We start from the raw sequence: 13,650 nt of genomic DNA on the forward strand, positions 1-13,650 counted from the left end.
GACTCTTTGGAGGGACTATGGCCGACAAGCACGGATACCCGAATGCCGAAAGTCATGAGCGGCTGCGCCGCAGCGCCAGGGAGCTGATTGATCACGGGGTGCCACCACCTCACCGTGGCGGCACTCTCAGCGTGGATGCACTGCAATTGCTTTACCAGCGAGCGAGCACACCCGAATCCGCTGCCGAAGCCCAAAAACTGCTTCATGAGCTTCAGACTTATCAGGTGGAGCTTGATCTGCTGTATGAGCAACTACAGGCCAACGAATATGAAATCACTGAAGAGTTGACACACTACCGATCACTCTTCGAACTGGCTCCCGCGGCCTACCTGGTTGTCGCCACTGACGGTGAAATTATTGAAGGTAATCAGGCGGCAGGTGTGCTTTTCGGGGAATCGGCCATGACATTGACCGGCAAAGCCCTTGCCTCGCTTCTGGCGCCTGGCCAGAAAAACGCCGTAGCGGCACTCCTCGGGAATTCAGGAGAACAGGAGACGAGCATTCGGCCCGCCCGACACGGTTCGGTTGAACTTCCGGATCACCGGAAGCTGGCGATCAACGCCCGGTCTGCCGCCGCCGGGGACAGCATTCTGATGATACTGACCGAAGCCACGACAACCTCCGCCAGTTCCTGATGCGTATCGTTGGTATCGGCGCCTCCGCTGGCGGCCTGGCCTCCCTGGAGGACTTCTTCCGCAATACGCCTTGCGATGCCGACATGGCGTTTCTGGTGGTGCAGCATCTGGATCCGACCCAGAAGGCTCTGTTACCGGAACTCCTGCAACGCTACACTGAAATGCCGGTGTATGAAGCCGAACAGAACATGGCCATTCATGCGGATTCCATTTACGTCATCCCGCCGAACCGGGAACTGCGTGTGCTCAACAACACCGTGAAGCTGGATCGGCCAGCGGAACCCCGCGGATTGCGCCTCCCCATCAACGTACTGTTCTCGTCCCTGGCCAGCGCACAGAACGAGCAGGCCATAGCCGTTGTGCTCTCGGGCATGGGTTCTGATGGCACCCTGGGCCTGCAGGCCATCAAGGCCACAGGGGGGCTGACCGTGGTGCAGGCCCCCGAATCGGCCCAGTTCGATGCCATGCCCAAAAGCGCGATTGCCGCCGGCTGTGGCGATATCGTGGCGCCTGCTGCTGAATTGCCAGCTCGCATACTCGACTACGTCCGGCGCGTTCCCGAAACGGATCATCGCCCTGAGCCTGACCACCAGGCTAAAACCTCACTGCCGCAGCTCGACCGGATTCTCCACTTGTTGCAGGAACAGACCCGGCATGACTTTTCCCTGTATAAGCCGACGACCCTGAATCGCCGTATTGAGCGCCGCATGGCCATCCATGGCATTTCGGATCTGGCTGACTACTCGCGCTTCCTGGCCGACAACACTCAGGAAGTACAGCTGTTGTTCCGGGAATTATTGATCGGTGTTACCCATTTCTTCCGGGATCCAGACACCTGGACCTACCTGATTGAGGCCGGTCTGCCGGAGTTGCTCGCCGGACTCCCGCCGGAATACACGCTACGAGCCTGGGTGGTGGGTTGCTCAACCGGTGAAGAGGCCTATTCCCTGGCCATGGCATTCACGGAAGCGCTGGAACACACCCAGCCGGGGCGGGAGCCCAGTGTGCAGATTTTCGCTTCCGACATCAGCCCCGAAGCCATTACCGTGGCAAGGCGGGGGCAGTACCCGCTCACTATTGAAAACTCTGTCTCTGAGGACCGGTTGGCGCGCTTTTTCACCAAACACGACAGCTATTACCAGATAAAGCCATCCATACGGGACAAGATCCTGTTTGCCCAGCACGACGTCATCCTGGATCCACCGTTCACCAAGCTGGATCTGATTGCCTGCCGCAACCTGTTGATTTATTTTGATCTGAAACTGCAACGCCGGATACTGCCCCTGTTCCACTACAGCCTGCGTCCGAACGCGCTGTTACTGCTGGGCAGTTCAGAAACCGTTGGCCGGCTGAACCATCTGTTCGCGCCGTTGAAGCCAAAACTGCGCCTTTACCGGAGCAAGCCCTACAAATCCGTCCGCCACTCTGAGTTCCTGCTAGAATCCTTTCCTCCCATGTCCACCCTGCCCAAGGAGCAACCCGTGCCGACCAAGCCGGTTCCGCCACAGGACGCCTTCAACAGCCTGCAATCCGCCGCGGATCATGTGTTGCTGCAGGTCTATGCACCAGCCGCCGTCGTGCTGAATTCCGGGGCTGATATCGTGTACATCAGCGGGCGTACCGGCAAGTATCTGGAACCTGCTGCCGGAAAGGCCAACTGGAACATCCACGCCATGGCCCGTGAAGGTTTGCGGGAGCCACTGTATGCCGCGGTGAAACAGGCGGTTTCCCAATCCGAGCCAGTGGAGCTTACCGGGCTGCTGATCCAGACCGGCTCCGGTATCCAGTTGGTTGATGTGACCGTCCAGGCCCTCCGTGAGCCCGATGCCCTGAAAGGCATGACCATGGTGGTGTTCCGCGATGCGCCTGCCAGGGTTGGCGCCCGGCGGCGCAAATCCGCGCAACCCGGCGATGCGGACAACGGCGCGCAGATCCAGCAATATCGGCAGGAAATCGAACACCTGAAAGAGCAGGCACGACTGTCACGGGAGGAATTGCAGGCCTCCAATGAGGAACTGCAGTCCACCAACGAAGAGTTGCAGTCCGCCAATGAGGAACTGACAACCTCCAAGGAAGAAATGCAGTCGATGAACGAAGAGTTGCAGACCATCAACACCGAGCTGCAAACCAAACTGGATGATCTCGCCCTCGCCCAGAGCGATATGCAGAATGTGCTCAACAGCATCGAAATTGCGGTTCTGTTTCTCGATCAGGATCTGAATGTGCGGCGCTATACCGAGCGGGCCTCAACCATCATCAGCCTGCGGGAAAGCGACATCGGTCGCCCACTCAGCGACCTGGCCACCAGCCTCCGTTACCCCGGACTGCAGGAAGATACCCGGAAGACCCTGGACAGCCTGGTAGCCACCGAAAAACAGATAACCACCAGCGATGACCGCTGGTTTTCGGTCAGGATCATACCTTACCGGAGGCTGGATAATATGATTGATGGAGTGGTCATCACCCTGGTGGATATTACCGAGACCAAGAACCTGGAATCGTCATTACGGCAGAAGCCGAAGCTCTGACGCGGGACCAAACGGAGGCTTTCCACAGCATCCTTGATTAACCCGCGAGAGGCTATTTCAGTTCCATACCGTTCGTGACCGATTTCACACCCTTGACACCACGGGCCACTCTGACAGCGGTATCAATGTCCTCCCGCGAGCTAACAAAACCTGACAGCTGAACGACACCTTTGTATGTCTCAACATTGATTTCGGCGCTCTTCAGTGTTGATTCGTTAAAAATCGCCGCCTTGACCTTAGTAGTGATCACCGTATCGTCGATGTACTCACCAGTACCCGAACTGGATTCCGTAGAGGCGCATCCGACAAACAGGGCCAAAAGCATCGCCATCGCCAGCATCGGGACCGATCGCATTATCCGTTCCATATCGTGTTCTCCTCTGACCACCAACACCAGACACCGTAGGTCCACTGGGAACCAAGCCCCGGCGGTTGGCTAACCGGGCAACTTCAAGATTAACGCTGCTCCCGCAACCGGTCTGTTCGATTGCCAACAGAGGTCACTTTTCAGCATGATTTTTCGGGAACCACCAAGGTGGCAAAAGCCGATTGATCGACGGCTGTAGGAACCGGTCATCAATCAGCCAGATCACGCCCCGGTCCTCCGGCGTGCGAATCACCCGACCGGCGGCCTGGGCCACTTTCTGAAGGCCCGGAATCAGATAGGTGTAGTCGTAACCGGTGCCAAAGCGCTGCTCAAGGCGGACCTTCAGGGTTTCATGCCAGACATCGAAGGGCGGCAGACCGAGGGTGGCCACGAAGGCACCGATCAGCTGATCCCCGGGCAGATCAATCCCTTCACTGAACACCCCACCCAGGACGGCAAACGCCACACTGCCTTCCGGCTCTTTAAAACCCGCCAGGAACGCGGCTCGCTGCTGAGGCGACATGCCCGGCTGCTGGCTCCGCTGGGGAACATCCGGCGCTTGTTCAGCCAGGGCTTCGCAGACCTGCTTCGCGTATTTGAAGCTGCTGAAAAACGCCAGATAGTGCCCCGGTCTCTCCCGGAACTGGCGGGCGATCAGTTCGGCAACCGGCTTCAACGACGTGTCCCGGTGAACCTGGCGAGTGCTGATGCCCGGCGTGAAATGCACCTGCAACTGATCGGCGCTGAACGGGCTGGGCAGGGAGGTAAACCGCGAGTCCTCGGGAAGTCCCAGCAGATCCCGGTAGTAGACACCGGGGCTCAGGGTGGCGGAAAACAGCAGCACCGAGTGCGCCGCCTCAAACCGGTCCCGCAAAAAGTCCGCCGGTATCAGATTCTGGATGGTCAGGCTGGCCCGGCCCCGGCCGGCGCGCTGAAATTCACACAGGGAGTGGTCGCCGAAGCGGTCCGCCAGTTTCATAAAGGCCACGCTTTCGAACAGCAGTTCCTGCAAGGCCAGGTCCGGGGGGTTATCGGCCAGGTAATCAGTCAGGCTGGAGACCAGGCCCTGCAGGGCACCAAGTAACTGGGCCGGCAGTGTTTCCAGGAACTGCGGGCTTTCAGGGGCAGCCTGATGATCCCGGATCAGGCTCTGCCAGGCCCGGGCCGTGCGGTCAATCGCCGACTTCAACGGCTTCGGTGCCACCTTTTTTAGTGTCAGCAATCGTTGCTGCTCCAGCCGCACGGAATACATGCCCCGGCCCCGGTCCACCAGGTTATGGGCTTCATCCACCAGCACACTGGCCTTCCAGTTGTTCTGCCTGATCAGGCCATGGAGCAGGGCGGACTGATCGAACAGCCGGTTCACGTCGCCGATGACCACATCACTCCAGCGGGCCATTTCCTGGGCCAGAAAATAGGGGCAGATGTCGTGACCGGCCGCGATCTTCGCCAGGGTGTTCTGATCCAGCGTACCTTCGATCTGAGCCGCTTCGGCCCGGGCATCGGGCAGCCGGTCGAAAAAGCCTTTCGCCAGGGGGCAGGAGTCGCCATGGCAGGCCTTGTCCGGGTGCTCGCAGGCGTCGTCTTTCGACACCAGTTCCAGGGTTCTCAGGGGCCATTCCGGAGCGGCCTGAGCCGAACGCAGGCGCGCCACCGCATCCATGGCCAACTGGCGGGCGGTGTTGCGGCAGGTGAGGTAGAGCAGCCGGTCCTGCTGCGCCGGCGGCATGGCCATTAACGCCGGGAACAGGGTGCCCAAGGTTTTGCCGAGGCCGGTCGGGGCCTCAAGCAGCAGGGTGCCGGACTTCACCGCGTTCTTGTACACGGTCTCCGCCAACTGGCGCTGTCTGGGGCGGAACGCCGGGAAGGGAAACGTCAGATTGGACAGCAGGGCATCCCGCTGCACCCGGTGGTGTTCTTCCTGCCCGGCCCAGGCCTTGTATTGGCGGCACAGGGTTTCCAGTTCCTGCCAGAGCGCCTCTGCACTGGCGGTTTCCACCACCGGCGTTTCCTTGTCCTTGCCGGTGTCATAGTAGATCAGGGCAAGCTCCAGGTTTTTCCAGCTCTCCTGCCGGCACAGCAGGGCACCGTAGGCCCTCAATTGGGCCCGGTGGAGCGCCCGCTGATGATCACGAATGCGGGACAGGTCGCCCCGGTGGGTCTTGATCTCTTCCAGCCGCCCACGGTGCGGGTTATAAACATCCGCACGCCCGGAAAGCTCTAGTCCCAGGCACTCTCCAGTCAGTAAATACTCACTTTTATAACCATAGCCACGCCGGGACTGGATCGCCTGGTGACCGGCAATACCCTCCTCGGCACTGGGTGCCGGCGTATAGCGGAAATCCAGATCACCCCGGCGGGCAGCAAACTCGCAGAGGGTGCGGATGGCAACCTTCACGGTCATTCCATCACCCTGTTATCCTGCCAGCGCACATAGCACACGCTCGCGGAAATTCCCTCACCCGCGAAAAATTCGAGCCACCGAATCTGGTGATCCTGAAGCCGATCGCCCGGGCCTTTCACTTCGATCATCTCATAGCGCCGACCAGACGCGGTATTGCCGGGGTGAAACCGGATCAGGTCCGGAAAGCCGCTGCGATGCTCCCGGATATTCAGCAACAGGCGCCGGAACAGGCGTTCGAGATCCGCCGGGGGAATGCAACCCAGCGCCAGATTCAGCACTTCGTCGGTAATCACCGGCCAGATCACGAAAGGGTTGGTGGTGCCTTGCCTGGCCCGGTAATTTGCCAGGATACGGTCCCGGTAACTGCCATCTTGCAGGCAGGCGAAACACCGGTCGAACGACGCCTGGCGACGGGCCACGAAATCCTCCCGGGTCAGATCCGCCGGCCCCACGTGAAACGGATGGAAGAAGGCCCCGGGCACGGGCTCAAAGATGGTCTGCCAGCACAACAGCCCGAACAAACCGTTGACCAGGGTGTTCTCCACATAGAACACCGGGGTATCGTCCCGCCACAGGTGTTGTTGCACGGCGACTTCGACCGAACCCAGCGCCGGTTTTGGCAGAGTCAGGGTGAATTCCCGGATTGGCGGCTGCATGGAAGCAGGTGGGGGCGTCTCGTCGAGCCTGCTTGCCAGGCGTTTCAGAATACGGGCCAGGCCCTGGGCCTCGGCATCGCTCAGTTGCTGTGCCTGCCACCTGGAGGCGATGCCCCAGGCTTCCCGATGGCGTTTCATCCGCTCCAGTAGCCGGAGCTGTTTCAGTCGCGCTTCCCGGTGGCCACCGGCACCAAACGCCTGCAAGGCCAGTTCCCGGTCGCCCTGCCGTTCAGCCTGGCGGCCCAGCTCCAGCAACAACCGGTCCCGACGACTGCTCAGCCAGGCGTTGTCCGACGGCGCCGGCACCTCTGGCCAGACCTCACGAGCGGGCACGCCCTCATCCAGCCATTCCCGGCACTGGTGCATGGCCAGATACAGGTCCACCTCCGAACGAAGCTGAAAAGCCCGGGAATCCGGGGTGAAGGTCACCGGTTCATAGCGCTGATGGCCCAGCTCCACCAGAACGAAATCGGACCAGCTTTGGCGGAGATTGCCGAAGAACATCAATCGGACCCGGTCAAACAGCGCCATGTGGTTAATGCAGACAACAGGATTTACCGCTGTCCCCAGCCAGTCCGCCAGCGGGCGTGCATCGGGAAAGGATTGCCGCAAAGCCTCCAGCATGTGCCCCTTCGGCAGTATTTTCGGCCATCCCGCTTCCTGCAGCACCGCTGCAAACACCGGGCGTAACTCACCCAGCGTGTAGAGGCGAAACAGTTGATCGATGGTGAGCACGGGGCCGGTATCCACCCAGTTGCCAGTAACCAGTTCTTCCAGGGCCACGGATTCCGGTACGCCGAGCTCCGGGTAACGCAGTTTATCGGCACGAAACAGCTCGCCCGTACGCATGACCATCCGGGTCAGCAGTGCCCGGGCAGGCACTGAAAGCTCCCGGAATGCGCTCAGTCGATCCCGCTCCTCCCTGATCAGCAAATCAGCATGATGGCTCAGCACCCAGCCGATCACGGTTTCCATGTTTTCAAGGTAATACAGCGGATTGTCGAGATCCGCCGTGCCCGGTCTGTTATCCATCGGTCTCCGTGCTGCCATAGCCTGTCTTGAAGAGGGCCAGCCCGTCATCGTCACCTGTCGCACCTACCGGCCGGCGGTCGACGCCCTGCACAAAGCCGGTGCCGGTTACACCCATGCGGATTTTGCCACGAATGTAAGGTATCGATGCCTTTGTTGAAACCCTCAAGACGAAAACCGGCCGCCTCAGGGCCATCATTCACAATGCCCCGGGCTGGCTGCCCCGGGAGTGCTCCCTTTATGATATCGATGCGGTTGTGGATCATGACTGCAGCGATCAGGCGTTTCAGACTGTCTGAATCTGTGGTCACATACGGTAACCTGTGGCATCAGGATTGAACTGCTCACCAGACAAGGAAACCCATGGCTGCTCCGTCCACCGATAAACCCACCACCATCGAACCCGGCTTTCACGCCATCCACGCCAACCATCTGGAAGACCTGCGCCGGGCGGTGGTGTACATCTGCCGGCAGAGCCCCATGCCGCCGCTGCAGAGCGAAACCTTCCTGGTGCAGAGTAACGGCATTGCCCAGTGGCTGAAGCTGGCGCTGGCGGAGAAGCGGACGGACGATGGTGCAGAGGGTGGTCTGGGCATTGCCGCCGGCATGGACTTCCTGTTCCCGGCCCGTTTTATCTGGCAGGCCTACCGGGCCGTTCTGCCGGACGGGGAAGTACCGGAGCAGTCCCCCTTCGACAAGCGCCGGCTGGTTTGGCGGCTGTACCGGTTGCTGCCGGAACTGGTGGGGCAGGACGACGCCTTCACCCCGTTGGCACGGTTTCTGGAAGGCACGGATCCGGATCTGCGTAATTTTCAGTTGGCCGAGAAAGTGGCCGACCTGTTCGACCAGTACCAGGTCTTTCGCGCTGACTGGCTGGCGGCCTGGGAGCAGGGCAAGGATGCGATCATCACCGCCCGGGGCCAGGAAAAAGCCCTGGACACGGAGACCCGCTGGCAACCGTTGCTTTGGCGCAAACTGGTGGAAGACGTTGGCGAAGCCGCCGACACCAGCCGCTCCCAAATCCACACCCGCTTTATGGAACAGGGCCAACAGGTCAACAGCCCGGCCAATCCGGCCCGGTTGCCCAGGCGCATTGTGGTATTCGGGGTGTCGTCACTGCCCCGGCAGGCCCTGGAAGCCTTATACGTACTCAGCCGCTTCAGCCAGGTGGTGCTTTGCGTCCACAACCCCTGCCAGTTCTACTGGGCCGATATCATCAGCGATCGGGAACTGTTGAAAGCCGAACGCAAACGGGGTGTGGCCCACCCGGTGCTGTCACAGATTGCCGATCCGGACCAGCTGCACCAGCACGCCAACCCGTTGCTGGCCGCCTGGGGCAAGCAGGGCCGGGACTACATCCGGCTGCTGGACGAGTTCGACAACCCGGACGACTACCGCAGCAGCTTCCAGACCCCGGACCAGAAGATCGACATCTTCTCGGAACATGGCGCCGGCGAAGCCTCCTGCCTGCTGTACCAATTGCAGAACGATATCCACAACCTCACCCCGCTGCAGGAAATCCGGGAACAGCAGCGCCAGCTGGATCTGGTCCACGACCATTCCCTGGCATTCCACGCGGCCCACGGCCCCCAGCGGGAAGTGGAGATCCTGCACGACCAGCTGCTGGCCGCCTTCAATGCCGACCCGAACCTTCGGCCCCGGGATATCATCGTGATGGTGCCGGATATCAACGTCTACGCGCCCCACATTCAGGCGGTCTTCGGCCGCTACCAGCCCGGCCGCAAACGCCACATTCCCTTTACCATTTCCGACCAGGGCCAGCGCCACCACGAACCGGTGCTGATCGCCCTGGAAACCCTGATGTCGTTGCCCCGAAGCCGTTTCGGCGTGAGTGAAATCATCAGCCTGCTGGAGGTGCCCGGCATCCGCGACCGCTTTGGCATCCGCGAAGACGAGATTCCCGTGGCCCGGCGCTGGGTGGAAGGCGCCAACATCCGCTGGGGCCTGCACGGCCGCCACCGGGAAAGCCTGGACCTGCCGGCAGAGCTGGAACGCAACACCTGGCAGTCCGGCCTGCGGGCCATGCTGCTGGGCTATGGCATGGGCGAGGACGAACCCTGGGCCGGCGTGGAGCCCTATGGCGAAATCGGCGGCCTGCAGGCCAGCCTGGCCGGGCGTCTGAGCGAATTCGTGCACCAGTTGGAAACCCTGTGGCAGGCACTGCAAACCAGCCGAAGCCCGGGCGACTGGGAAACCCTGTTTTCGGACATGCTCGGGCAGTTTTTCCACAAGGTCGAAGGCAGCGATCTGTTACTGCTCAACCGTTTCCGCCGGCAGCTGGAACAATGGCTGGAGGATTCCCTGGCCGCGGGACTTGAGGAGCGGAAACTCCCCCTGAACATCGTCAAGGATGTGCTGCTCGAAGGCCTGGACGAGGGCGGCCTGAACCAGCGCTTCCTGGCCGGCAAGGTCAATTTCGCCACCCTGATGCCCATGCGGGCCATCCCCTTCCGCAAGGTCTGCCTGCTGGGCATGAACGATGGCGACTACCCCCGCTCCCGGCCACCGGTGGATTTCGACCTGATGGCCCAGGATTACCGCCCGGGGGACCGCTCCCGACGGGAGGACGACCGCTACCTGTTCCTGGAAGCCGTGCTGTCAGCACGGGAACAGCTTTATATCAGTTGGGTAGGGCGCAGCATCAGGGACGATTCCGAACGGCCGCCGTCGGTATTGGTCGGACAGCTTCAGGATCATCTCGACAGTCTGTGGACAGTGGCCGGCGACCCCGATGCGAAAGTCACCAGAGCCCTGACGATCCAGCATCCACTGCAACCCTTCAGCCGGGCCTATTTCCCGAAAGCCAATGGCATGGGCGAAAGCGGGGCTGATAGTGAACACAGCCCGCCGAAACCCCTGGCCGAGGTGCTTCAGGCCCGCAACCTGTTCACCTACGAACGGGAATGGCGCGGCGCCCATGGCGTTGAAGCGTCCGAACAGACTGGCACTGCCCTGCCGTACCAGACACCGGAAGAACCCATCAGCCTGAACGATCTGGCCGGCTTCCTGAAAAAGCCCATCGACACCTTCTACCAGCGTCGCCTGCAGGTGCGGTTTGAGGATGTCGAAGACGACGATACCGACAACGAAAACTTTGATCTGAATGGCCTGGACCGCTGGCGTCTGGACAACGAACTGATTCAGGACAGCCTACTGAAAGCCGGCTCCGAAGAGGAGCTGCACGAGCGGCTGGAAAACACTCTGGATCGCATGGCCCGCCGGGGGGATCTGGGCATGGGGGTGACCGAACACCGGCTGCGCTCGGAGCTGTCCGGGCGTTTGCCGGATCTGTTCGAACGTTACCAGAGCGCTCTCGCAGAATGGCCGGAGGCCGTGGCTGAACCCTTGCCCTTCGACTACCGGTTCGAAAACTCGATGGGTGCCGTGGACGTGGCGGATCTGATTGACAGCCTGCGCTGCAACCCTGCGGGCCAGCTGTGCCGCCTGGTGGTGGCCAGTTCCGGCCTGCTGACCGGCTCCGGAGGCAGCAGGAAAGTGCGCTACGCCAACCTGATGCGGGACTGGGTGATTCACCTGGCCGGCCAGCTCGGTGGCCAGCCGTTTGAAACCCTGATTCTGGGCAAGGAAGAGGGTCGGAAATTCCGTTTCGCGCCGCTGGCGCCGGAGATTGCCAAGCGCCATTTTGATGCCATCCTCAGCCGCTGGATGGATGCCACCACCCGGGCACTGCCCATTCACTGCGATGCCGGCTTTGCCTGGATTTACAGCTTCTACCAGAGTAAGAAATTCCTGGGTGACCACGAACGGGCCATCAGCGATGCGGAACAGGCCTACAGCACTGCCCTGGAGCGGGATACCGGCTACCTGCGCGGGGCCTTTGAAAGCCCGGAGTTATTGCTGGCCAGTGGCGAGTTCGAAGCTTTGTTGCATGAACTCTATGTGCCCCTGTGGGAAGCGGAGCAGGGCAAGTCGGCCGCGGACCAGATTGGGAGTTTGGAATGAGCGACCTTTTTTGGAAACGATGCAACTTCCTCGGGTTTTGTCGTGGCATAGTGAGTCTGGCCACCTGATTTCGAGCGTGCCAGGGTTGCACAGTGGTAGCTGCCTGGGATGCAATGGGCCTGGGAAGCCACGCCTACTGCGAAATGATGGCTCCTGTCATACCAGTGTGACCGCGTCTTACCACATCTGCGATAAAGTCGAGCAAACCTGGCTAGATTTTTAAGGGAAAAACCATGTTGATAGAAAGCCTTCGCATCAAAAACTTCAAAAGCTTTCGCCAAGCCCAGATGAAAAACCTCCCCCGGTTTTGCGTTGTGGTTGGTGCCAACGGAAGCGGGAAGTCCAACTTGTTCGATGTCTTTGGCTTTCTGAAAGACTGCCTGACATTCAACGTAAAACAGGCTCTCCAGGTCAGGGGAGGATTTCGTGAGGTGCTCAGCCGAGGCGTAGACGATACCAAATCCATTGAGCTGGAAATCAAATTTCGGATGAATATTGCGGGAGTCGAGCGACTGGTAACCTACCTTATCGAAGTTGGTATGGATAACCGCCAGGTAGTGGTACTTCGTGAAGTGCTGCGTTACAAACGCGGGCGTTATGGCTCCCCTTACCACTTCCTCGATTTTACCAAAGGAACCGGCTATGCCATTACCAACGAGGAGGACTTTGACAAGCAGGATGAGGAGCTCGAGAGGGAACAACAGAATGTCGGCAAAGATGCGCTTGCCATCAAAGGCTTAGGGCAGTTCGAGCGCTTTAAAGCCGCCAATGCTTTTCGGCAGCTTATTGAGAACTGGCATGTGTCGGATTTTCACATCAACCTCGCCAGAGGTAGCAAAGAGGCCATTGGTGAGTACGAACATCTGTCGGTTTCCGGTGATAACCTACAACTGGTGGCTCGCAACATCTATGAAAGTCACCCGGAAATTTTTCAGAACATCGTCACCGCAATGAAACACCGGGTTCCCGGTGTAAGTCAGGTCGAACCCTTATTAACCCAGGACGGACGGCTGATCCTGAACTTCCAGGACGACACGTTCAAAGACCCCTTTATTGATAAGTACGTCTCTGACGGCACCATCAAAATGTTTGCCTACCTGGTGCTGTTGTACGACCCGGAGCCGCATCCGCTGCTGTGTATCGAAGAGCCGGAAAATCAGCTTTACCCCACCTTACTCTGGGAGCTGGCTGAAGAATTCCGTGCCTATGCTGAGCGGGGTGGCCAGGTATTTGTGTCCAGCCACTCGCCCGATTTCCTGAACGCGGTAAAGCTTGAGGAAGTGTACTGGCTGGTGAAAGAGCAGGGCTATACCCACATTCGTCGGGCGGAAGATGACCCACAGTTGAAGGCCTTTATAAACGAAGGGGACCAGATGGGCTACCTGTGGAAAGAAGGCTTTTTCCCGGGGGCTGATCCACGATGACCGAACTGGTATTTTTTCTTGAGGAGCCATCCGCCAAAGCCATGCTGGAAGGTGTGGTCCCCAGGCTTCTGGATGACAGCATTAACGTACGTTATGTGGTATTTGAAGGCAAGCAGGACTTGGAAAAACGCCTTCCACGTCGATTACGTGGCTGGCAGAACCCCCATGCTCGCTTTTTGGTGATGCGAGACCAGGATTCTGGTGATTGCTACGAGATTAAAGGCAAGCTGGCAGGCATTTGTGATAGAGCAGGCCGACCGGATGCACTGATTCGCATTGCCTGTCATGAGCTGGAAAGCTTTTATCTGGGCGACTTGAATGCCGTAGCCGCTACGATTGGGCCACAAAAACTGGCCAAACAACAAAACAACGCGAAATACCGTGATCCGGATCGCCTCAACAACGCCGCCCAGGAACTGAAACGTATCGCCAAAACCTATCAGAAGCTCTCTGGCTCACGTGCCATTGGCCCAGTGTTGTCACTGGATGAGAACCAGTCCCAAAGTTTTAATCAGTTGATTGGTGGCATCAAACGGTTGGCAGGAGTACAACCATGAATTTAAAACCTGGCGGTAAAACCCACACCATGCGAACTATCTACAAACTACCTCTGAGCGTCTACG

The 13,650-nt window shown here is 59.5% G+C and carries 9 protein-coding genes; 5 read left to right on the plus strand and 4 right to left on the minus strand.

Features of this window, described 5'->3' with window-relative positions; genetic code table 11:
* Positions 1 to 17 precede the first annotated feature (17 nt).
* Positions 18 to 635, plus strand: coding sequence for a PAS domain S-box protein (locus AC13C0_RS20695; RefSeq protein WP_341580933.1), 618 nt, complete (start codon positions 18 to 20; stop codon positions 633 to 635).
* Positions 635 to 3,163, plus strand: a complete 2,529-nt coding sequence (locus AC13C0_RS20700) for a chemotaxis protein CheB (RefSeq protein ID WP_341580934.1) — start codon at positions 635 to 637, stop codon at positions 3,161 to 3,163. Before AC13C0_RS20695 ends, AC13C0_RS20700 begins: the two co-directional genes overlap by 1 nt.
* A 52-nt stretch (positions 3,164 to 3,215) precedes the next feature.
* Here AC13C0_RS20700 and AC13C0_RS20705 read toward each other — a convergent pair whose 3' ends face one another.
* The 4 genes from AC13C0_RS20705 to AC13C0_RS20720 all read right to left on the minus strand — a co-directional run bounded on the left by AC13C0_RS20705 (position 3,216) and on the right by AC13C0_RS20720 (position 7,818).
* Positions 3,216 to 3,530 carry a BON domain-containing protein gene (locus AC13C0_RS20705; protein WP_117618928.1) on the minus strand — a complete coding sequence of 105 codons (315 nt, stop codon included), beginning with the start codon at positions 3,528 to 3,530 and terminating at the stop codon, positions 3,216 to 3,218.
* A gap of 133 nt (positions 3,531 to 3,663) precedes the next feature.
* Positions 3,664 to 5,934, minus strand: a complete 2,271-nt coding sequence (locus AC13C0_RS20710; RefSeq protein ID WP_341580935.1) for a helicase C-terminal domain-containing protein — start codon at positions 5,932 to 5,934, stop codon at positions 3,664 to 3,666.
* Positions 5,931 to 7,622 (minus strand): VRR-NUC domain-containing protein, encoded by a 1,692-nt coding sequence (locus AC13C0_RS20715; protein WP_341580936.1) that lies wholly within the window; start codon positions 7,620 to 7,622, stop codon positions 5,931 to 5,933. The genes AC13C0_RS20710 and AC13C0_RS20715 overlap by 4 nt, the downstream gene beginning before the upstream one ends.
* Positions 7,615 to 7,818 (minus strand): hypothetical protein, encoded by a 204-nt coding sequence (locus tag AC13C0_RS20720; RefSeq protein ID WP_117618930.1) that lies wholly within the window; start codon positions 7,816 to 7,818, stop codon positions 7,615 to 7,617. Before AC13C0_RS20720 ends, AC13C0_RS20715 begins: the two co-directional genes overlap by 8 nt.
* 164 nt (positions 7,819 to 7,982) lie before the next feature.
* On the opposite strand from AC13C0_RS20720, the gene recC reads away from it, so the two are divergent.
* The 3 genes from recC to AC13C0_RS20735 all read left to right on the plus strand — a co-directional run bounded on the left by recC (position 7,983) and on the right by AC13C0_RS20735 (position 13,584).
* Positions 7,983 to 11,603: an exodeoxyribonuclease V subunit gamma gene (gene recC / locus AC13C0_RS20725; protein ID WP_341580937.1), complete on the plus strand. Its 3,621-nt coding sequence runs from the start codon at positions 7,983 to 7,985 to the stop codon at positions 11,601 to 11,603.
* Between the two features lie 233 nt (positions 11,604 to 11,836).
* The gene (locus tag AC13C0_RS20730) at positions 11,837 to 13,027 is read left to right on the plus strand and encodes an AAA family ATPase (protein ID WP_117618932.1); all 1,191 of its coding nucleotides are present in this window, start codon (positions 11,837 to 11,839) and stop codon (positions 13,025 to 13,027) included.
* Positions 13,024 to 13,584 carry a DUF4276 family protein gene (locus tag AC13C0_RS20735; protein ID WP_117618933.1) on the plus strand — a complete coding sequence of 187 codons (561 nt, stop codon included), beginning with the start codon at positions 13,024 to 13,026 and terminating at the stop codon, positions 13,582 to 13,584. Before AC13C0_RS20730 ends, AC13C0_RS20735 begins: the two co-directional genes overlap by 4 nt.
* Positions 13,585 to 13,650 lie beyond the last annotated feature (66 nt).

The organism is Marinobacter sp. B-21, assembly GCF_056857895.1.

Coding starts and splice junctions, on each gene's coding strand:
- AC13C0_RS20695 (WP_341580933.1), top strand. CDS start 18: ATGGCCGACAAGCACGGATACCCGAATGCCGAAAGTCATGAGCGGCTG.
- AC13C0_RS20700 (WP_341580934.1), top strand. CDS start 635: ATGCGTATCGTTGGTATCGGCGCCTCCGCTGGCGGCCTGGCCTCCCTG.
- AC13C0_RS20705 (WP_117618928.1), bottom strand. CDS start 3,530: ATGGAACGGATAATGCGATCGGTCCCGATGCTGGCGATGGCGATGCTT.
- AC13C0_RS20710 (WP_341580935.1), bottom strand. CDS start 5,934: ATGACCGTGAAGGTTGCCATCCGCACCCTCTGCGAGTTTGCTGCCCGC.
- AC13C0_RS20715 (WP_341580936.1), bottom strand. CDS start 7,622: ATGGATAACAGACCGGGCACGGCGGATCTCGACAATCCGCTGTATTAC.
- AC13C0_RS20720 (WP_117618930.1), bottom strand. CDS start 7,818: ATGATGGCCCTGAGGCGGCCGGTTTTCGTCTTGAGGGTTTCAACAAAG.
- recC (WP_341580937.1), top strand. CDS start 7,983: ATGGCTGCTCCGTCCACCGATAAACCCACCACCATCGAACCCGGCTTT.
- AC13C0_RS20730 (WP_117618932.1), top strand. CDS start 11,837: ATGTTGATAGAAAGCCTTCGCATCAAAAACTTCAAAAGCTTTCGCCAA.
- AC13C0_RS20735 (WP_117618933.1), top strand. CDS start 13,024: ATGACCGAACTGGTATTTTTTCTTGAGGAGCCATCCGCCAAAGCCATG.